Consider the following 20,216-nt stretch of genomic DNA (forward strand, 5'->3'; position numbering starts at 1 on the left):
AAAACGGCGCTCATTGAGCGCCGTTTTTATTTGTTCGAAAAACAAATGGACGTTACGGTTGAACTCGACGAAGCACAGCTTTTAGCGCTTCAAAATCGTTATCAAGATCTTCAGACAACAATTCCATCGCCGCGTGTTTTGCTAGCGGGCCAGGCAGTTCGATATCAGAACCTAGGATGTCATCAACCACTTCTTTGAATTTCGCTGGGTGTGCTGTACACAGGAACAAGCCAGTTTCGTTCTCTTGCAGTTGCTCTTCCAGTAGACGGTAAGCAATCGCACCATGTGGTTCACATAGGTAACCTTGTGCTTTTAGGTCGCGAACTGACTCAGCGCTCTGCTCGTCAGATACTTTACCTTTGCCTAGTGTATCTAAGCCCCAACCTTTCAGTTGGCAAAGCTCTTCGATACGAGGCCAGTTGTTTGGTTGGCTTACGTCCATCGCGTTCGATGTTGTCGCAACAGTCGGTTTTGGATCCCATTGACCTGTTTCTAGGTAACGAGGAACAGTGTCATTTTCGTTAGTTGCTGCGATAAAACGCTTAACAGGTAGACCTAGCGCTTTAGCCAATAGACCAGCCGTTAGGTTACCAAAGTTACCACTTGGTACAGAGATAACGAGGTTTTCACGTTGCTCTTTAGTCAGCTGAGAAGCCGCCTCAAAGTAGTAACAGATCTGAGCCATTAAACGGCTGATGTTGATCGAGTTTGCCGAGTTAAGACCGATCTCTTTACGCAGTTCAGCGTCATCAAATGAGTCTTTAACTAGAGCCTGACACGCATCAAAGTCACCATCAATCGCCACAGTGTGGATGTTCTTGCCAAGCGTACAGAACAGCTTCTCTTGCAGTGGGCTGATCTTGCCTTTCGGGTAAAGAATCACAACATTGATGTCTTCCATGCCGTAGAAAGCATGCGCAACCGCCGCACCAGTATCACCTGATGTTGCCGTTAAGATAGTGATTTGACCACCATCAGAAACAGCTGCTAAAGATTGAGCCATAAAGCGGCCACCGAAATCTTTAAACGCCAGTGTTGGACCGTGGAAAAGCTCAAGCGCGTAAACGCCGTCTTTTACTTGGTTGATTGGTGCAGGGAATTGGAACGCTGCATCCACCATTTGGTCGATCTGTTCTTTTGGTAATTCATCACCAATCAATGCTGACAGAATCTTTGAGCTACGAGGGACAAAGTCCTCTGCTAGCAGCGCATCGATATCATCAAACTTTGGCAGTTCAGATGGGAAAAATAGACCTTGATTACGGCCTAAGCCTTGACGAACGGCTTGGCCAAAAGAGACTTGTTCATCATTTTCTTTGATGTTGTACAGTTTCATAACTCACTTCCTGTAACGATCGAACCCTGCTTATCTAGGCGACAAACGTGAACGAATCCTTCTTCATTTTGTACGTAATTTTGTTCTAACCAGCGTGCAACACGCTCGGCGACATCTTGTTCTTTGCAAATGCTAAATAGAGTTGGACCACTACCAGAAATACCAGTAGCCAGTGCCCCAGCTGACAGCGCGTATTTACGAGCATCAGCAAACCCTGGAAGCAGTTTCTCACGATATGGTTCAGCGATCACGTCTTTGATCATCTTCGCCGCCAGTTCAGGTTGACCTGAATGACACGCGTGGATAAAGCCCGCTAAGTGACGACCATGAGCAATAATATCCTGACGACGATATTGAGATGGTAGGATCTCTCTCGCTTCAGCCGTTGAAACCTTAATACCCGGATAAGCCATTACCCAGTACCAGTCGTCAAAACACGGTACTTCTTGGCTGATGATGCCTAGCTCTTCAAGCATGAGCTGCACACCACCAAGGTAACATGGCGCAACGTTATCGTAGTGGATACCACCTGAAATCTTGCCTTCCATTTCACCCATCAGAGCAAGCAGTTCAGTTTCATTCAGGGGCTGACCGTGAAAACGGTTTAGCGCATCCAGTGCCGCGACGATTGAACATGCACTAGAACCCAAACCTGAACCGATAGGCATGTTCTTTTCTAGTGTCATTTCTAAAGGCTTTAGCGTAACGCCTTTTTTATCAAGCTCTCTCGAGAACACCACCCAGCAGTCGTAAACGATGTTTTCTTTTGCTTCAGTTGGCAGCTTAGAAACAAAGCTGCCTGCAGTTTTAAGTGAGAATGGTTCATCACCGGCTTTAACCATAACTCGGTCACCTAGCAGCGTGCCATCCACTGGAGACACAGCGGCCCCCAACACATCAAACCCTACACTGACATTACCGATTGATGCAGGAGCATAAACGACAACATCCATATCACTTGAACTCATTCTTAAACTCCTAATTTCCAACCAAGAGTACGCATCACATCAGAGAATACGCCAGCAGCTGTTACTTCAGTACCCGCGCCGTAGCCACGCAGTACTAGAGGGATTGGTTGGTAGTAACGGCTGTAGAATGCTAATGCGTTCTCGCCATCTTTAATCTTGAACATTGGGTCGTCGCCATCAACAGCAGCGATACGAACCTTACACTTACCTTCAGCGATTTCACCCACATAACGAAGTACTTTACCTTCTTCTGCTGCGATAGCTGACTGCTCTTTGAAGTAAGCATCCGCTTCTGGTAGGCGAGCCATGAACTCTTCAACCGTACCTGAATCATCAAAACCCGGTGGCAGAGCTTGGTCTACTTCAACATCTTCAAGTTCAAGCGCCATGCCTGCTTCACGAGCAAGAATAAGCAACTTACGCGCCACATCCATACCAGATAGATCATCTCGAGGATCCGGTTCAGTGAAGCCGTTATCTTTTGCAATATTGGTTGCCTGGCTCAGTGTCATACCTTCATCAAGCTTGCCGAAGATGTAAGACAGTGAACCTGAAAGAATGCCGTTGAACTTCTCAAGTTCATCACCTGCAGAGATAAGGTTCTGTAGGTTTTCGATTACTGGTAGACCTGCACCTACGGTTGTTTCGTACATCAGCTTACGACGTGAGTTACGTGCAACTTCACGAAGCTGATGGTAGTAAGCCATGCTTGCTGTGTTTGCTTTCTTGTTTGGTGTTACCACGTGGAAACCAGCCGCTAGGAAATCAGCGTACTGCGCAGCAATACCTTCGCTAGACGTACAGTCAACTAATACTGGGTTGATGATGTGGTTACGTTGAACAAGAGCCGCTAAGCGAGCTAGGCTGAATTCTTCAGTCGCACTCGACATACGGTCACGCCACTGCTCTAACGGTAGACCATCGCTGTCTAGCAACAAACCTTTACTGTTTGCTAAACCACATACGCGAATCACGATGCCTTTTTCAGCCAATTTACCTTGCTGACGTTGGATCTGATCAACAAGTTCGCCACCAACGCCGCCGACACCCACAACGAATACGTCTAGGAAGTGCTTAGAGTTAAATAGGTTCTCGTGACACGCTTTGATTGCTTCAGAGATTTTATCTTCAGGGATAACCGCTGAGATAGCACGCTCAGATGACCCTTGAGCAATCGCAACAATGTTGACGTTCACTTCAGCTAAAGAAGAGAAGAACTGAGAAGCAACACCGCGTGAAGTACGCATACCGTCACCCACCAGCGTTACAATCGCTACGTCGTCCATGAACTCAACTGGCTCTAATAGACCATCTTTGAGCTCAAGTTCAAACGCGTCTGACAACACTTGTTTCGCTTTCACTTTGTCAGCCGATTCAATACAGAAGCTGATGCTGTACTCAGAAGACGATTGAGTAATAAGGACAATAGAAACGCCAGCCGAAGACATCGCGCCGAATACGCGACTTGCCATGCCAACCATGCCTTTCATACCAGGGCCTGATACGTTAACCATTGTTAGGTCACTTAGCGTAGTAATACCTTTAATTGCTAGGTTATCTTCGCCAGTGTCTTGACCAATCAAAGTACCCGCACCCTGTGGGTTGAAGCTGTTTTTGATCAGACAAGGAATATGAAATTGCGCGATAGGCGCGATAGTCTTCGGGTGTAGAACCGAAGCACCGAAGTAAGAAAGCTCCATCGCTTCTTGGTAGCTTAATGATTTAAGCAGACGTGCATCATCGACTAAGCGTGGGTCACAGTTGTAAACGCCGTCTACATCTGTCCAGATCTCACAGCAATCAGCACGTAGACATGCCGCTAGAACTGCAGCTGAATAATCAGAGCCGTTACGGCCAAGTGTGACTAGCTCACCTTTATCGTTACCTGCTGTAAAGCCCGGCATGATATTTACGTGACCTTTAGGCAGTGGCGACTGACGGAAGTTCTGAGTTGAAACGTCCACATCGACCATAGCTTCAAGGTGATCACCTTTAGCGTATAGGTATTGAACTGGGTCAATCAGGCTTGCTGGTTGGCCTTTCGCTTCAAGTACCGCTTTCATCAACTGGATTGAGATTCGCTCACCTTTACTGATGATGCGAGCATTAACATGGTTCGGGCACATACCCAATAGGTTAATGCCGTTTACGAACTGTTTTAGCTGAGCAAGAGAAGTATCAACCTGCTCTTGGAACGCAGAACCATCAATAGAAGGAACAACAGTTTGAATATCTGCAAACAGTGCAGCGAATGAGGATTCGATCTCTGTAATCTGTGCGTCTGCTTCACCATTTTTAAGTGCAGCTTCAATTACAGCAACCAACTTATTGGTTGTTTTTCCTGGAGCCGATAGTACAACGGCTAGCTCTTCTTGCTGGGCATTATTAGCGATGATATCAGCCGCTCGTAAAAAACGATCTGCATCAGCTAATGATGAACCTCCAAACTTTAAAACGCGCATCCCTTTCTCCATAAGTCATAAAAATGGTACAAAAAAAGGCCTGTATCTTGTTGGATACAGGCCTTTTTTTTAAAATCCGTTACTTAGCAGCCTGCCCCAACAATGTTAATGTCGGTAATAATAATGGTTGTGGTCATTACTAGGTGGCTTACGTGCTGCATATCAAATTCTCTGCTTGTGCTTTACTCTACGTGTATCAATTTTTACCACTGGACGTCAATGAAAAGTTGCGTTTTTTTTACATTCGCACCGTTTTTCAGAGCAAACCGTCATTTAAGGGATAAAACACCCTGTATAAACCTTCACTTAAGATACTGGATTTACTCATTGAACAGGCAAGAGTGATCAATTGCATATATAGTCATAACGAAATGCTATATCGATTGTGCAGCGAACGTACAAGTTCTGTGCTTTAATTGAACGATAACGTTCGAAGAACAATAATAATGACATCAGGAGTGGGAAATGAAGAGATTACTTATTCTTTTAGCGTTTGCTACGCCTGTTGTTTGTTCAGCGAACCGCTTGCCTATACTACCCAGCCAAATCGATAGTTCTTCTCATAAATTCTTTATCTCCACACAAAACGCGTCGAGTGAAAGCTTCGATACTTGGAAGATAGACAGTGGCTACTCTTATAGCTTGTTTGCTGATGTTGACCTTTATGTAGGTACACGAATCAACAGCGATTCACTTAAGTATGAAAGCGGATTTTTAAGTGGTGTCAGTTATCAGTTCTCAGAAAGAGTTTCTTTCAACAGTTCTCTGCACACCTATAAAGACGAAACCGAAGACAATGAGAAATCAGTCGCCGCAGAGGTTTCCAGCCGAGTGCAACTAACAGATAACCTAGATTTGCATGCCACTCTTGATTATGAAGAGTGGCAGCAAGGTGTTGAAGTGGGATTAGGGTTTCGCTTTTAATCTTTGGCTTGTTCTTTATTTACTAACTAGATCGGATTGAGCTACAAACTTTCAGCACATCACAAACCATTCCCCGTTCTAATCTATCAACGGCATTCAATTTGAGTCAGTTACGATTCAATTAACAACTCAGATGAAATTAACACACCATTCCAATCGGCATAAATATAGTCACCAGGCTGAATCAGTTGATTATGTATAGAGAGCGTCACATTCACTTGGCCGACACCGCGTTTCTCTGTTTTGAATGGCGATGCACCTAACGCTTGAACGCCAAGGTCCATTTGCGACATCATGCCAACATCACGCACCGCACCGTTCACAATCACGCCTTCCCAACCATTTTCTATTGCGAGAATAGCGAGTTGATCGCCAAGCAGCGCCTTCTGGCATGAGCCATTACCGTCAACGACAAGCACTTTGCCACAGCCGTCGGTCTCTAAAACCTCGCGAACCTTGGAATTATCGTGATAACAACGAACTGTTACAATTTTTCCAAAGAACGCACCACGTTGGCCGAAGTTCTGCAATGGCATGTTCAGTAGGGTGACTTCGCTTTCAAACTCATCACACAAGTCGGGTGTTATATCGTGCATATATCCTCCGTGAGTAAGGCGTTACCAGTTATGTCAGGCTAGCCTCTATGCTTTTATATGTTATTAAAATTAATCCTTTGTTTTCATTGTTCTATGCTCAATTTATTACTCAATAAAGGTTGATTGAGCATATTTATCTACTAGACTCTTAAGACAGCTTTCAGCTTCCTTGGTTCATAATCCGGTCTTTAGCAGGCAAGATGTGCGAAGCATCTCGAATAATCATTCTTGTTTTGGTGCTAAATAGTCACCATAACATTGGTTAAGTTGTAGCCATACTATTAAAGTTTGTTGCGATACGGCAATTGATGTAAATCAACAAAGTGAATGGAATTAACATTCTCGCGTTGTTAGCATGCTGTTAACATTATAGAATCCACTCCAATCACTAAAAGAATGATTGAAAGGCGTACTGGATCTACGTTATTGGGCAATACTTCAAGGAAGGCAGATAGCTGGAAGTAAGTGTTTTTTTGAAAACTTTAAGTTATCATCAAAAATACATTACCTGTATGTTATGTTTTTGCCTAGAATTTATTCTATTAGCACAGTTTCGTCACAAATTTAGGTACCGCCAAATGCAAACCCCGCAGATTCTTATCGTTGAAGATGAGCAAGTAACTCGTAACACTCTAAAGAGTATTTTTGAAGCAGAGGGATATGCTGTTTTTGAGGCTAGCGACGGTGAAGAGATGCACCAAGTGCTATCTGACAACCAAGTTAACCTTGTAATTATGGACATCAACCTTCCAGGTAAGAATGGCCTACTACTTGCACGTGAACTACGTGAGCAAGCAAACGTAGCGCTTATGTTCTTAACTGGTCGCGATAATGAAGTTGATAAGATCCTTGGCCTAGAGATCGGCGCTGATGACTACATCACTAAGCCTTTCAACCCTCGTGAACTGACTATCCGTGCACGCAACCTTCTGAACCGTTCTATGAGCACAAGCTCTGTTCAAGAAGAGAAGCGTAGCGTTGAGAAGTACGAGTTCAACGGTTGGGTACTAGATATCAACAGTCGTTCTCTGGTTAGCCCAGATGGCGAAGGCTACAAGCTACCTCGTTCAGAGTTCCGTGCTCTACTTCACTTCTGTGAGAACCCAGGTAAGATCCAAACACGTGCAGACCTTCTTAAGAAGATGACTGGCCGTGAGCTTAAGCCACACGATCGTACTGTAGACGTAACAATCCGTCGTATTCGTAAGCACTTTGAATCTGTTTCTGGTACGCCAGAAATCATCGCAACGATTCACGGTGAAGGCTACCGCTTTTGTGGTGACCTAGAAGACTAATTCGATTCGCGCTTCTTACCATTTAGCACTACTCACCAGTAAGTGTTATTAACAATAGAAGCGTCATCAATAGTTATTAAAAAGGGAGAATGCCAACGCATTCTCCCTTTTTTATTGTTCTTAATTGGATAAGGTTTTAGTAAACCGTATCCACCTTAACGTCTTTCTCTACTAACCACTTCACGGTTTCGCCATCTTTAAGTTCAACCGCTACATCAACAGGCTTGTCGCTGTCGATCTCTAGCTGCCATACAAACGCGACTTCCCATTGAGTTTCACTGTGTGTTCTTAAATCAAGATCGTCAGCCGTTACCAACAAGGTGTCTGCACCCTGTTTAACCGTAACACTCTCAACCGCAAGCGTTGCTGGCAGTTGTGAATCTGACTCTAGGTAGATAGAACCATGCAGGGTCTTATCTTGAGTCTCGCCAATCGTTGGCATCTTGTTGTGCCAAAGGTTGCTTTTCATGGTAACTGTTGCCGCAGATACTTCGACTTGATTATCTTGCTGCCATTCTACTTGTGGCGTAGAACAACCCGCTAATGCCACTACACATGCGGCGAATGCTAATTTTTTCATTATTCTTCTACCTTTGATTTAACCAACTCTTTAAAACTTCAATGTCATTCTGGTATTCGTTATTTATCTCATCAACCCAATCTGAAATGTTCTCCCACCACGCAGGCAAATCTGGAGATTGAGCTTTCTGGGAAACTTGTTGGATGCGTTTCAGACCAATAGAACCTGCAGCACCTTTAATCTTATGTGCCTCAGAAACGATACTGGCTTTATCTTTCGCGACCATGTTGGAGTTCAATATTTCCATATACTCCGGCATCATATCTTCGAACATCGCGATGCTATCCAAAACCGGTTTCGATCCAACAATATCAACATAAGACTCTAGCATATCAATATCAAGCAAAGTGGTATCAATTTCTGAAAGAAAAGACTTACTCGCGTCGACTTTATCAATGCTCTCAACCTTATCGGTGCCCGCTACCTTCTCAATTACCTCTGGTGCATCTTCGATAAGTTCACTGATGACATCTTGGATAGCTCGAACCGACAAAGGTTTACTGATCGCTTCGTCCATGCCTTTCTGGAAGTACTCTTGCTTGTTGTTTAATACGTTCGCAGTTAACGCCACCAAAGGCGGTAGCTGGCTGTATTTCTCGCGGTAGTATTGAGCAATATCGAAACCCGTCATATCTGGCAGTTGGATATCCAACAACACCAAATCATAGTCTTCAGGATTGAAAGCAATTTGCGCCTCTTTACCCGTCATCACGACTGTCACTTCATGGCCAAGGCTTTCAAGTAGAGAGCGAGCCACTGTGATATTGAGTTCAATGTCTTCGACCATAAAGATCTTAAGATTCGACTGTTTTCTTGGCGTTTTGATCAGAGCCTGAGTATCGTGATTCACTGGAACTCGAATCGAAACCGTAAAGGTACTGCCAAAGCCCTCTTCACTGATGACTTCAATGTGGCCATCCATCATATTAATTAGCTGTTGAGAGACAGCGAGACCAATACCCGTGCCGACAGCGTGCAAGTTGTCCGTGCCCGATTTCACCTGATAGTACATCGCGAAGATCTTCTCGATTTCACTTTCAGGGATACCAATACCAGTATCTTCCACTTCCATCGTAATGTTGGCAAAGTCACCATCAATGTCGGCGCTGACTGTCATCACCACTCCACCATCTTTGGTGAACTTCATCGCGTTACTAACAAGGTTCCACAGTACCTGTCTAAGACGAGTACCATCCACCTCAACAGCAGCTGGAAGATCAGACAATCTTTCTAGATCGAACCTTAACCCTTTCTGCTCAGCCATCAACGCAGAGATACTTTCGATCTCGACAACGAAATCTTCAAAGTTAATAGGCGTAGGGAAGAGTTCAAGCTTACGGCGGTCGAACTTATCCATATCAATAATATCGTTGAAGATATTACCCAGTGTCACCGCGCTCACCTTGATGGTTTGCATCTGCTTGCGCTGTTCGGTGGTCAGTTGGCTATCAAGCAGCATGCGGCTCAAGCCAATGATGCCGTTGAGCGGCGTTCTTAACTCGTGGCTAATAGTTGAGATAAAGGTGGTCTTATCGCGGCTGGCTTTTTCTAACGACTCTTGATGCTCTTTACGTTCAGTAATATCGCGGCCAAAACCAACCAAGCCCAAGTGACGACCATCTTTGCTGTAGAAAGGCACTTTACGCAGTTCGAAGTAACTCTTGCGGCCATCTGGGTATTCAAGCCATTGGTCATAAGTCAGTGCTTGGTTGTCAGCAAATACTTTCTTATCGGTTTCAACAACTTGCTGAGCGACCTCTTTACTGTAAACATCCCAAGGAGTTAAACCAACTAGCTCTTTTTCTGTTTTACCAGTGAGCTCTTCAACCGCACGGTTACAACCAGAAAACACACCATCTTCATTACGGTAGTAAATAAGGTCAGGCGAGGCATCGATAAACGAGCGTAACAGTGCAGTACGTTCTGCGAGTTCAAGCTGAGTACGCTCGCGCTGGAACACCTCGTTTTCGAGATCTTGCATTGCTTCTGCGCGCGCTTCTTCCGCTTTTTCACGCTCTTCAATTTCTTGATTAAGCTTCTCGATATTGAGCTGCATTTTATTGTTGAGTTCTTGGTCTCGCTCACGCATGTCGCCAAGTTTAGAGACCAATTTCGCTAACCTTTGACGTGATTCTTCCAACTGGTCCACGACCACTGACAGAAAATAAACCGCCCAAGGCGTGATCACTAAACCGAAGAAAACTGAACGGACAATGTCGATGTCATCAACATTGCCTTTGAGTGCAAGGGTGATACCGACTTGCACAACAACAGCGAGGGCAACAAGCGCTAGGGCGAGTAAGATAGAAAAGCGGACAATCCCCAGTTTTACGAGTAGATCCACGTAATACTGGGCAAGATTTTTCATGGGTTTCATTTAACGCTCCATGCGATAAGACTAGCAACATTCTACCCTGTTTGAAGATGGGAGGTAAGCTAGCTACATCACACGCAGCAAGTGTTCAGCGGTAATTTCGAAGGTTAATTAACCAATACAAATACTAACTAAGCAAAAATAGCCGGGGATAATCAAATTGCCAATTTTATAGCGTTAGCGAATTGAGTATGGATGCACCATTGAACGGTTGCGACCGTCTGATTTCGCTTGATACAACGCACTATCAGCCAAGGCAACAGCCGATTCCATTTCATCATCAGGTGTAGGAATGTAAGAGATAATACCAATACTCACCGTGATGAATTCAGAGACTGTCGACTTCTCATGCGCAAGTTCCAATTTTAGGACTTCATCATGAATACGCTGCGCCACCAGCTGAGCACCTTCGGTCGTTGTATTTGGCAGAATAAAACCGAACTCTTCACCACCATAACGAGCCACACAATCAGATGAACGATTCAACACCTGCTTAAATGCCTGAGAAACCTGAATCAAAGCATCATCGCCTTGTTGGTGTCCGTAAAAGTCGTTGTAGCCTTTAAAGAAGTCGATATCACATAGCATGATCGTCAGTGGCAGCTTCTCACGCACATGATAATGCCACAGTGTAGAGAGCTGTTCATCGAAACGACGTCGGTTAGACACTTTAGTCAGGCTATCCATAAAGCTGAGGCGTTCAAGTTCAAGGTTGGCTTCTTCAAGCTTTTGTTCTGCTAGATAACGCTCTGTAATATCACGCGCCATGATCAACACACCATTAGTGCTCGATGCTGGATCTCTAAACGGTGATTTGACTACATCATACCAAGTAAATGTTCCATCACTTGAGACCACTTTGTCGATATAACGCAGTGATTTACTTTGATGAAGCACTTGATGATCGGTTTCTGATATTCGCGTATAGATGCTATGTGGCACCACATCTTGTAAACGTTTACCGATCAAGTCACTGACTTCAGAGATACCCAGCGCAGCCACAAATGGTTTATTACACGCTTGATAAACCATGTTTTCATTAAAGATACCAATCGAGTCTGGGCTGGCCTCCAGGAGGTTTTGCAAGATGGTGTCACGCTGCGCAAGTGCCACTTCGGTATCTTTTCGCTTCTCCATCTCGCCACGCAGTTTCTGCTGCATGTCATGCCAATCGGTCACATCATGGCTAATAGAGAGCGTGCCGATGGTTTCTCCATCTTGGGAAAGCAGCACACTTTGGTAGGTTTCAAGCAAGCAGCTTTTTCCATCTTGATCTGTAGTCCAAGAGCGTTCACTTACACGACCTTTTAATACTCCACCAGAAACACTCAGGGTGCCCTCTTCAGCACGACCATGCCAAAACTTTTTAAACGAGCGATTACTCGTCACTAACTGACCTTTCTGATCTTTCACGTAGATCAGCTCAGACAAAGAATCCAAAGCGGTACGAGCAACATTCAGTTCTCGAACTTCTTGGGACAGTTCTTCGTTAGTGTTTTTATAAGGTGAGGCGTGAATCATCCAAGCCTGCTTATTTCTAAAATGGATCTTACGACCGATCAAGTTGATCTTGAACGACTCAAATTCAGAAAGCGCCCACAGGGAGACCTGCTCGAAGGCTCGAGAGTTGATGTGGTTGGTTAAGTAGTGACGAAAGCTGTTCTCGCTTTCCACAGTAGGAAAGCGAAAATTAACACCGATTTGGCGGATACCAAGCAACTGCATGGCTTGGCGATTGGCATAGAGTATTTCGCCACTTCGAACATCAACAAAGTAGAGTGGCGACGGGGTAGCAAGTAGAAGCGTTTCGATATGCGACTGATAACGAGAATAGAGATGCCAGCAGATGAGAGCAATCAGCAATACAACAACGATATAAATACCGTAGCCATACGCCCTGTCCCACAACCAAGTCATTACCAGTTCCATTTACTCTCAATCTATACCATAAAATCTGTTAGGGAAATGTTACCACTATTTATTGGTTTTATCTGCTGCTACCTACAGTCACCCATTTCTATTAATTGGCCGCGTTTAAAACAGGCAACGTGTACTCGAATGTAGAGCCCGTTTTGATGCCTTGAGCACCGGTTTTATCCAACGAACGACCTATTTCAGTCATCGCTAACCAGCGGTTCTCACACCATAAAGGAGAAAGTAAGGTTGGGCGTCTCGCCGCTGAAGAAACACGGTGATAAACCACGTCCGCAGGCGTGCGTTGAATGATCTCACTCGCGATATCGATGTACTCTTCAAGGCTTGGGGCTTCTAGCTTTCCTGCCTTCCACGCCTTAGCCATGGTACTGCCCTCTACTATATGAAGGCCGTGCAGCTTAATACCATCGGTGCCAACGGCTAATACCTTGTCTAAGGTTTCAAGGTTATCCGCTTTAGTTTCTTTTGGTAGACCAACAATCAGGTGAGTACACACCTTGATACCTAAAGCGCGTGCGCGTTGGGTGATCGTTTCATACACCGCAAAATCGTGGCCGCGGTTAATTCGCTTGAGGGTTTTATCATTGGCGGTTTGCAGGCCAAGCTCGAGCCAAATCTCATAGCCTTGTTTAACGTAGCCCGCTAACAGATCCAACACCGCATCAGGCACACAGTCTGGTCGCGTACCAACACAAAGGCCGACGATCTCTGCACCGGGTGCTTTTAGCGCCTCTTCATACATATTCTTGAGCACTTGCACCTCAGCATAAGTGCTGGTGTACGCCTGAAAGTAAGCCAGGTACTTCTTGGCACGAGCAATCTCACCCGCACGATCTTTTAGCTGGTCAGCAATACTTTGAATTTGAGTTTGTTCATCGGCAAAGGAAGCCACGTTACAAAACGTGCAACCTCCACGGCCAATTGTCCCGTCTCGGTTTGGGCAGCTGAAACCACCATGAAGCGTCAGCTTGTGAACCTTCTCGCCATAACGGCGTTGAAGGTCTTGGCCGATAGTATTGACCAACTCGTGTAATTGCATATTTTCAAAGCACTCAAGTAAATAAGAATGAATATCAGTCTTTTTTGAAAAAAAATTACATCCCTGCAAAATTCGACCAATTAGTTTACTCAAGGCTTTTTGCGAGCAACCTAACAAATATCAATAAACATGCAAAAAATCGGCTCTATTTGCCTAATGTTGCACATTTGTTAGGCATTAAATTCAAAATAAAACGAAAAAAATGGTCTACATGGGTCAACTTTCATTGCAATTCGCCTAGACAAAATTGTAGGATACTTACACATATTGGCTATTTTTGAGTATTTACTTACAACGAAAACTTGCTAATAAGTCGGTGATATCTAACTCCCACCTATATAAACCACTAGTTTGTGGTTAAAAATAAACAGGTATCACTAAGGATTGTTTTTCTCGCAATACTTTTCCTGCGAGATACGGAAAGGATTCAAACCGCCAGCATAGGCAGGTTTAGACCCATAAATATAAAAGGACAAGGCTGACTTTATACAAATAAGTTGCGCCTAGATTTAACTGGAAGGATGTATCTATGGTAGATCAAGAGCAGAACTCACAGGGTCTGTATACTCCTGAATTGGAGCATGACGCTTGTGGTATCGGTTTTGTTGCGCATCTAAAGAATCGCAAATCTCATGATGTAGTAACTCAAGCACTCGATATGCTTGCACGTATGGAACACCGTGGCGGCCAAGGCTGCGATCCGTGTTCTGGTGATGGTGCAGGTATCCTGCTACAGAAGCCGCACGAATTCTTACTAGAAGAAGCCGTAAAGCTTGGAATTAAACTGCCATCTTTTGAAAAATATGGTGTTGGTGTTGTACTTTTCCCTAAAGATGAACACAAACGTGCACAGTGTCGTGACATTCTAGAACGCAATGCACAACGCCTTGAGTTAGAAGTTATCGGTTACCGTGAACTTCCAACGGACAATTCAATGATTGGTGCTGACCCACTAAGCACTGAACCTCAATTTGAACACGTATTTATTTCTGGCGGCCCTGGTATCACACCAGAAGAGCTTGAGCGTAAACTGTATGTTCTACGTAACTACACGGTTCGTGTATGCCTAGAAAGCGTTTCAAATATCGGTGATGACTTCTACATCAACTCTATGTCTTACAAGACATTGGTGTACAAAGGTCAGCTAACAACTGAACAAGTTCCTCAGTACTTCCTAGATCTGCAAAACCCAACCATGGTGACAGCTCTAGCACTAGTACACTCTCGCTTCTCTACCAATACATTCCCACGTTGGCGTCTAGCTCAGCCTTTCCGTTACATCGCGCACAATGGCGAAATCAATACGGTTCGCGGCAACCTGAACTGGATGAAAGCACGTGAAGCAATCCTAGAATCGGATCTGTTTACACAAGCTGAAATCGACATGCTGCTTCCTATCTGTCAGGAAGGTAGTTCGGATTCATCAAACTTCGATATGGCACTTGAGCTACTTGTTCTTTCAGGTCGTACTCTGCCACACGCGTTGATGATGATGATCCCGGAAGCATGGCAAGAAAACAAAAACATGGATCCAACTCGTCGTGCGTTCTACCAGTACCACGCGAACGTAATGGAACCATGGGATGGCCCAGCATCAGTATGTTTCACCGATGGTGTTCAAGTAGGTGCAACACTTGACCGTAACGGTCTGCGTCCTTCTCGCTACACAGTAACTAAAGACGACTTCCTAGTAATGGCGTCTGAGTCTGGTGTTGTTGAGATTGCACCTGAAAACGTTGAGTACCGTGGTCGTCTACAACCAGGTCGTATCTTCGTTGCTGACCTTGAGCAAGGCCGCATCATTTCTGATGAAGAAGTGAAAGACAGCATTGCTAAAGCACAACCTTACGAAAAGTGGGTTGAAGAGAACCTTCTGAGCCTGAAAAAGCTACCGGATGCGAGCAACGAATTTAGCCAACCTTCTCCAGAGAAACTCCTACACAAACAACAATCGTTTGGCGTGAGTTCTGAAGAAGTAAACGAAATCATTCTACCTCTTGCGAAAACAGGCTACGAGCCACTTTCTGCAATGGGTGCTGACTGGCCGCTAGCGATTCTTTCTCACCAATCGCAGCACCTTTCAAACTACTTCAAACAGTTGTTTGCACAAGTAACTAACCCGCCGATCGACCCGATTCGTGAGCGCATGGTTATGTCTCTGAACACTTACCTAGGTAAAGACCAGAACTTACTTGCTGAAACACCTGAGCACTGTCAAAAAGTAGAACTTGAGTCTCCAGTACTGTCTAACTCTGAGTTAGAAAAACTGCGTGCAATCGATAACGAGCACCTTCAGGCGAAGACGCTGGATATCGTATTCCAAGCAAATGGCGACCAAGGTAAGTTAGAGCGCGCACTTAAGCGTATCTGCCAATACGCAGAAGACGCAGTGATTGATGGCTACTCTATCATCCTACTGACAGACCGTGCGGTTAACTCTAACCATGCCGCTATTCCAGCAATGCTGGCGGTTGGCGCGGTTCACCACCACCTAATCCGTAAAGGTCTACGTGCTAAGTGTGACATCGTTGTTGAAACGGGCGACGCTCGTGAGACACACCACTTTGCAACGCTTATCGGTTATGGTGCAAACGCAGTTAACCCATACCTAGTTATTGAAACGATTGTTGAACTGCAACGTACTAAGAAGCTAGATCCAAACGTACACCCACGTGAGTTATTCGATAACTACCGTAAAGGTGTTAACGGCGGTCTACTTAAGATCTTCTCTAAGATGGGGATCTCTACGCTGCAGTCTTACCACGGTGCACAAATCTTTGAAGCACTTGGTGTTAGCAAATCAGTGGTTGAAAAATACTTCACAGGTACTGTTTCTCGTATCCAAGGTCTAACGATCGACGATATCGCGCGAGAAGTATTGGTTCGTCACCGTGTTGGTTACCCAGCTCGTGAAATTCCAGCTCAGATCCTTGATGTTGGTGGTGTTTACCAGTGGAAACAACGTGGTGAGAAACACTTATTCAACCCAGAAACGATTTCTCTACTTCAAGAATCGACGCGTAACAAAGATTACGGTCAGTTCAAGAAGTACGCAAAAGCAGTTGATGACCAAGGCGACAACGCAGCAACGCTACGTAGCCAACTGGACTTCATCAAGAACCCTGCAGGCTCTATTCCTCTAGCAGAAGTAGAACCAATCGAGAACATTCTTAAGCGTTTCGCAACCGGCGCAATGAGCTTTGGTTCAATCTCGCATGAGGCTCACTCAACACTGGCTGTTGCGATGAACCGCATTGGCGCGAAATCAAACTCAGGTGAAGGTGGTGAAGATCCAGCACGTTTCGAACGTAAAGAAAACGGCGACTGGGAACGTTCAGCAATCAAACAGGTGGCTTCTGGTCGCTTTGGTGTAACGTCTTACTACCTATCTAACGCTGATGAGCTACAAATCAAGATGGCTCAAGGTGCGAAACCGGGCGAAGGTGGTCAACTACCTGGTGATAAGGTTGATGACTGGATCGGCGCAACGCGTCACTCGACTCCGGGCGTAGGTCTTATCTCGCCACCGCCACACCACGATATCTACTCAATCGAAGATTTGGCTCAGCTTATCTACGATCTGAAAAACGCGAACCGTAACGGTCGTGTCAACGTGAAGCTAGTATCAGAAGCTGGCGTAGGTACGATTGCATCGGGTGTAGCGAAAGCGAAAGCTGACGTGGTACTTATCGCAGGTTTTGATGGTGGTACGGGTGCATCTCCGATGTCTTCTATCCGTCATACCGGTCTGCCTTGGGAGCTGGGTCTAGCGGAAACGCACCAAACACTACTGAAAAACGGCCTACGTAACCGTATCGTTGTTCAATCTGATGGTCAGATGAAAACACCACGTGATCTTGCAGTAGCAACGTTACTTGGCGCTGAAGAATGGGGCGTAGCAACAGCAGCTCTAGTGGTTGAAGGCTGTATCATGATGCGTAAGTGTCACAAGAATACCTGTCCTGTTGGTATCGCTACACAGAACAAGACTCTGCGTGAACGTTTCGACGGCCGCGTAGAAGACGTAGTCACTTTCTTCCAATACATGGCTGAAGGTCTGCGTGAAGTAATGGCTGAACTTGGCTTCCGCTCTATCGATGAGATGGTTGGTCAATCGCACAAACTTAAAGTTCGTGATGACATCGGCCACTGGAAGTACAAGAACCTAGATCTAACACCTGTACTGCACATTGAGCAGGCACGTGAAGAAGATGGTATCTACAACCAGACGCAACAAAACCACAACCTAGAAGACGTTCTAGACCGCAAGTTGATTCAAGCTGCGATTCCAGCTCTTGAGAAAGGCGAAGCCGTGAATGCGAGCTTCCCTATCATCAACACGGACCGCTCTGCTGGTACCATGCTGTCGAACGAAATCTCGAAGGTTTACAAAGACCAAGGTTTACCACAGCCAATGAACGTTAAGTTCCACGGTAGTGCTGGTCAATCTTTCGGTGCGTTCCTTGCGAAAGGCGTTAAGTTCGAAGTAGAAGGCGACGCGAACGATTACTGGGGTAAAGGTCTGTCTGGCGGTACTTTGGTACTGTACCCAGATGCGAAATCTTCTATCGTTGCTGAAGATAACATCGTGGTTGGTAACGTATGTTTCTACGGTGCGACCTCAGGTGAATCTTTCATTCGCGGTATGGCAGGCGAACGTTTCTGTGTTCGTAACTCAGGTGCGAAGGTTGTTGTTGAGGGCGTTGGTGACCACGGTTGTGAATACATGACTGGTGGTGTTGCCATTATCCTTGGTTCAACAGGTCGTAACTTTGCTGCGGGCATGAGTGGCGGTGTTGCTTATGTTTGGGACAAAGCGGGTGACTTCGAAACCAAGCTCAACCCTGAACTTGTAGACCTAGATCCAATTGAACAAGAAGATAAAGATCTTCTACTGGATATGCTAACTAAGCATGTTGAATTCACAGGAAGTGAAGTTGCTCAATCTTTCCTAGACAACTTTGAAGCAAGTGTTGCATCGCTAGTTAAAGTAATGCCACGCGACTACAAAGCTGTTCTTGAAAAGCGTAAAGCTGAAGCACAACAGGCACAAACGGAAGAAGTGGAGGCAGTATAATGGGTAAGCCTACTGGATTTTTAGAACACGGTCGTGAGCTTCCAAAGAAGCTCGACCCGTCAGTTCGAATTGAAGACAACAAAGAGTTCGTACTTAACGAAGAGTTTGGTGAAAAGATCAATACTCAAGCCTCTCGTTGTATGGACTGTGGCGTACCTTTCTGTCACAACGGCTGTCCGATTGGTAACATCATCCCAGAATTCAATGATGCGGTTTACCGTGACAGCTGGGAAGAGGCTTGGAACATCCTAAGCTCTACCAACAACTTCCCTGAGTTTACCGGTCGTGTTTGTCCTGCTCCTTGTGAAAGTGCCTGTGTTCTTGGTATCAACCAAGACCCAATCACTATCTGTAATATCGAGAAAACGATTGTCGAAACTGCGTACCGTGAAGGGTACGCAAAACCTAAAACACCACGCTCTCGCACAGGTAAAACTGTCGCAATTATCGGTTCAGGTCCTGCTGGCTTAGCCGCAGCGGAGCAGCTAAACAGCGCTGGTCACTCGGTAACGGTATTTGAACGTGACGAGAAAGTCGGTGGTCTACTTCGCTTCGGTATCCCAGACTTCAAACTGGGTATGGACGTGATTGATCGTAAGATCAACCTAATGGCTGAAGCGGGCGTTGAGTTTAAAGTTAACCAACACATCGGTGTTGATGTTAACGCTCAGCAGCTACGCCAAGAGTTTGATGTGGTATTGCTAACGGGTGGTTCTACGGTTCCACGTGACTTGCCAATCCCTGGTCGTGAGTTGAAAGGCGTTCACTTTGCCATGGAATTCCTTGGTCAAAACAACCGCCGTGCTAACAACCTAGATCTTAAAACAGAAGAGATTCACGCTAAAGATAAGCACGTTGTGGTTATCGGTGGTGGTGATACTGGTTCTGACTGTGTGGGCACATCAAACCGTCATAAGGCAGCGAGCATTACTCAGGTTGAGATCATGCCGATCCCACCAGAGAAGCGCCCTGCAAACATGCCTTGGCCTCAATACCCAATGATCATGAAAACCACCACTTCTCACGAAGAAGGTTGTGAACGTCACTGGAACATCTTAACCAAAGAGTTCATCGGTAACGAGCAAGGTCAAGTGACGGGTCTACGTATTGCTGACATCGTTTGGCAAGATGCGAAACCAGGTGAGCGTCCAGGCTTTGATGAAGTCGCGAACTCTGAACGTGTTATTCCTTGTGATATGGCATTCCTAGCAATGGGCTTCTTACACCCGGAGCCAACCGGCGTGCTTGCTCAACTAGACATTAAACTGGACGAGCGCGGTAACGTCGCTTCTGAAGGTTTTGCAACGAACCAGAAAGGCGTTTTCGCTGCTGGTGATATGCGTACTGGTCAATCTCTAGTTGTACGTTGTATTAATGAAGGTCGTGAATGTGCAATTGCCATTGATGACTTCTTAATGGGTAACTCAAACTTAGAAGCGAAAGCTGATTCACTCATGCTTTCCGCATAATATTTCTCGGGCTAACGTCAATTACGTTAGCCTAGAGGAAAAGCAATACCCTTCCTAACTTTTATATTTGGCTAGCACTCGATGCTAGCCTTTTTTCTATCTGGCATTTGTCGTTTTCAAAATCATCCTGTTGTATATGTTAAATCTCGTTAACATTCAAC

The 20,216-nt window shown here is 45.3% G+C and carries 12 protein-coding genes, 1 pseudogene and 1 other annotated feature; of the genes and pseudogenes, 5 read left to right on the forward strand and 8 right to left on the reverse strand.

Translation table 11 applies throughout. The annotated features are described in order from the left end of the window. Nucleotides 1-52: 52 nt before the first annotated feature. The 3 genes from thrC to thrA are packed head-to-tail and all read right to left on the reverse strand — an operon-like array spanning nt 53 to nt 4,766. Entirely contained in the window at nt 53-1,336 is a 1,284-nt protein-coding gene (thrC, locus tag AB4167_RS20020) for a threonine synthase (protein ID WP_017059314.1), read from the reverse strand. Continuing rightward, nucleotides 1,333-2,289 (reverse strand): homoserine kinase, encoded by a 957-nt coding sequence (gene thrB, locus AB4167_RS20025; RefSeq protein WP_032545653.1) that lies wholly within the window; start codon nt 2,287-2,289, stop codon nt 1,333-1,335. Before thrB ends, thrC begins: the two co-directional genes overlap by 4 nt. 17 nt (nt 2,290-2,306) lie before the next feature. Continuing rightward, complete coding sequence (gene thrA / locus AB4167_RS20030; protein WP_050648721.1) at nt 2,307-4,766, reverse strand: bifunctional aspartate kinase/homoserine dehydrogenase I; 2,460 nt, start codon at nt 4,764-4,766, stop codon at nt 2,307-2,309. A 29-nt stretch (nt 4,767-4,795) separates the two neighbouring features. Further along, nucleotides 4,796-4,914: a sequence feature (Thr leader region), on the reverse strand. Between the two features lie 317 nt (nt 4,915-5,231). On the opposite strand from thrA, the gene AB4167_RS20035 reads away from it, so the two are divergent. Beyond that, complete coding sequence (locus AB4167_RS20035; protein WP_372056411.1) at nt 5,232-5,690, forward strand: ribonuclease regulator; 459 nt, start codon at nt 5,232-5,234, stop codon at nt 5,688-5,690. 110 nt (nt 5,691-5,800) lie between these two features. Here the strand turns inward: AB4167_RS20035 and AB4167_RS20040 are convergent, their stop codons facing one another. Then, nucleotides 5,801-6,286 carry a putative 4-hydroxy-4-methyl-2-oxoglutarate aldolase gene (locus AB4167_RS20040; protein WP_017059310.1) on the reverse strand — a complete coding sequence of 162 codons (486 nt, stop codon included), beginning with the start codon at nt 6,284-6,286 and terminating at the stop codon, nt 5,801-5,803. Nucleotides 6,287-6,333: 47 nt separating this feature from the next. Here AB4167_RS20040 and AB4167_RS20045 point away from each other — a divergent pair. Together AB4167_RS20045 and arcA are read left to right on the forward strand one after the other, a co-directional pair. Beyond that, nucleotides 6,334-6,435: pseudogene (locus AB4167_RS20045) on the forward strand (ribonuclease activity regulator protein RraA); the annotation flags it as partial. Between the two features lie 429 nt (nt 6,436-6,864). Next, nucleotides 6,865-7,581 carry a two-component system response regulator ArcA gene (gene arcA, locus AB4167_RS20050; protein ID WP_004741534.1) on the forward strand — a complete coding sequence of 239 codons (717 nt, stop codon included), beginning with the start codon at nt 6,865-6,867 and terminating at the stop codon, nt 7,579-7,581. 136 nt (nt 7,582-7,717) lie between these two features. Here arcA and AB4167_RS20055 read toward each other — a convergent pair whose 3' ends face one another. From AB4167_RS20055 to AB4167_RS20070, 4 genes are all read right to left on the reverse strand, one after another. Continuing rightward, entirely contained in the window at nt 7,718-8,161 is a 444-nt protein-coding gene (locus tag AB4167_RS20055) for a hypothetical protein (RefSeq protein WP_017070077.1), read from the reverse strand. Between the two features lie 7 nt (nt 8,162-8,168). Next, nucleotides 8,169-10,538 (reverse strand): aerobic respiration two-component sensor histidine kinase ArcB, encoded by a 2,370-nt coding sequence (arcB, locus tag AB4167_RS20060; RefSeq protein WP_372056413.1) that lies wholly within the window; start codon nt 10,536-10,538, stop codon nt 8,169-8,171. A 174-nt stretch (nt 10,539-10,712) separates the two neighbouring features. After that, nucleotides 10,713-12,464 carry a diguanylate cyclase domain-containing protein gene (locus tag AB4167_RS20065; protein ID WP_017059307.1) on the reverse strand — a complete coding sequence of 584 codons (1,752 nt, stop codon included), beginning with the start codon at nt 12,462-12,464 and terminating at the stop codon, nt 10,713-10,715. Nucleotides 12,465-12,555: 91 nt separating this feature from the next. Then, a complete protein-coding gene (locus AB4167_RS20070; RefSeq protein WP_372056415.1) occupies nt 12,556-13,509 on the reverse strand; it encodes a TIGR01212 family radical SAM protein in 954 nt (317 codons plus the stop codon). 529 nt (nt 13,510-14,038) lie between these two features. On the opposite strand from AB4167_RS20070, the gene gltB reads away from it, so the two are divergent. Next, on the forward strand, nt 14,039-18,586 hold the full coding sequence (gltB, locus tag AB4167_RS20075; RefSeq protein WP_017059305.1) for a glutamate synthase large subunit: 4,548 nt from the start codon (nt 14,039-14,041) through the stop codon (nt 18,584-18,586). Further along, complete coding sequence (locus tag AB4167_RS20080) at nt 18,586-20,055, forward strand: glutamate synthase subunit beta (protein ID WP_372136942.1); 1,470 nt, start codon at nt 18,586-18,588, stop codon at nt 20,053-20,055. Before gltB ends, AB4167_RS20080 begins: the two co-directional genes overlap by 1 nt. The last annotated feature ends 161 nt before the right edge of the window (nt 20,056-20,216 follow it).

It is taken from the genome of Vibrio sp. 10N.286.49.E11, from assembly GCF_041469505.1.
GTDB classification, from domain to species: domain Bacteria; phylum Pseudomonadota; class Gammaproteobacteria; order Enterobacterales; family Vibrionaceae; genus Vibrio; species Vibrio crassostreae_C.

Excerpts from the sequence above, each read along its gene's own strand:
- thrC (WP_017059314.1), bottom strand. The coding sequence starts at position 1,336 with ATGAAACTGTACAACATCAAAGAAAATGATGAACAAGTCTCTTTTGGC.
- thrB (WP_032545653.1), bottom strand. The coding sequence starts at position 2,289 with ATGGATGTTGTCGTTTATGCTCCTGCATCAATCGGTAATGTCAGTGTA.
- thrA (WP_050648721.1), bottom strand. The coding sequence starts at position 4,766 with ATGCGCGTTTTAAAGTTTGGAGGTTCATCATTAGCTGATGCAGATCGT.
- AB4167_RS20035 (WP_372056411.1), top strand. The coding sequence starts at position 5,232 with ATGAAGAGATTACTTATTCTTTTAGCGTTTGCTACGCCTGTTGTTTGT.
- AB4167_RS20040 (WP_017059310.1), bottom strand. The coding sequence starts at position 6,286 with ATGCACGATATAACACCCGACTTGTGTGATGAGTTTGAAAGCGAAGTC.
- arcA (WP_004741534.1), top strand. The coding sequence starts at position 6,865 with ATGCAAACCCCGCAGATTCTTATCGTTGAAGATGAGCAAGTAACTCGT.
- AB4167_RS20055 (WP_017070077.1), bottom strand. The coding sequence starts at position 8,161 with ATGAAAAAATTAGCATTCGCCGCATGTGTAGTGGCATTAGCGGGTTGT.
- arcB (WP_372056413.1), bottom strand. The coding sequence starts at position 10,538 with ATGAAACCCATGAAAAATCTTGCCCAGTATTACGTGGATCTACTCGTA.
- AB4167_RS20065 (WP_017059307.1), bottom strand. The coding sequence starts at position 12,464 with ATGGAACTGGTAATGACTTGGTTGTGGGACAGGGCGTATGGCTACGGT.
- AB4167_RS20070 (WP_372056415.1), bottom strand. The coding sequence starts at position 13,509 with ATGCAATTACACGAGTTGGTCAATACTATCGGCCAAGACCTTCAACGC.
- gltB (WP_017059305.1), top strand. The coding sequence starts at position 14,039 with ATGGTAGATCAAGAGCAGAACTCACAGGGTCTGTATACTCCTGAATTG.
- AB4167_RS20080 (WP_372136942.1), top strand. The coding sequence starts at position 18,586 with ATGGGTAAGCCTACTGGATTTTTAGAACACGGTCGTGAGCTTCCAAAG.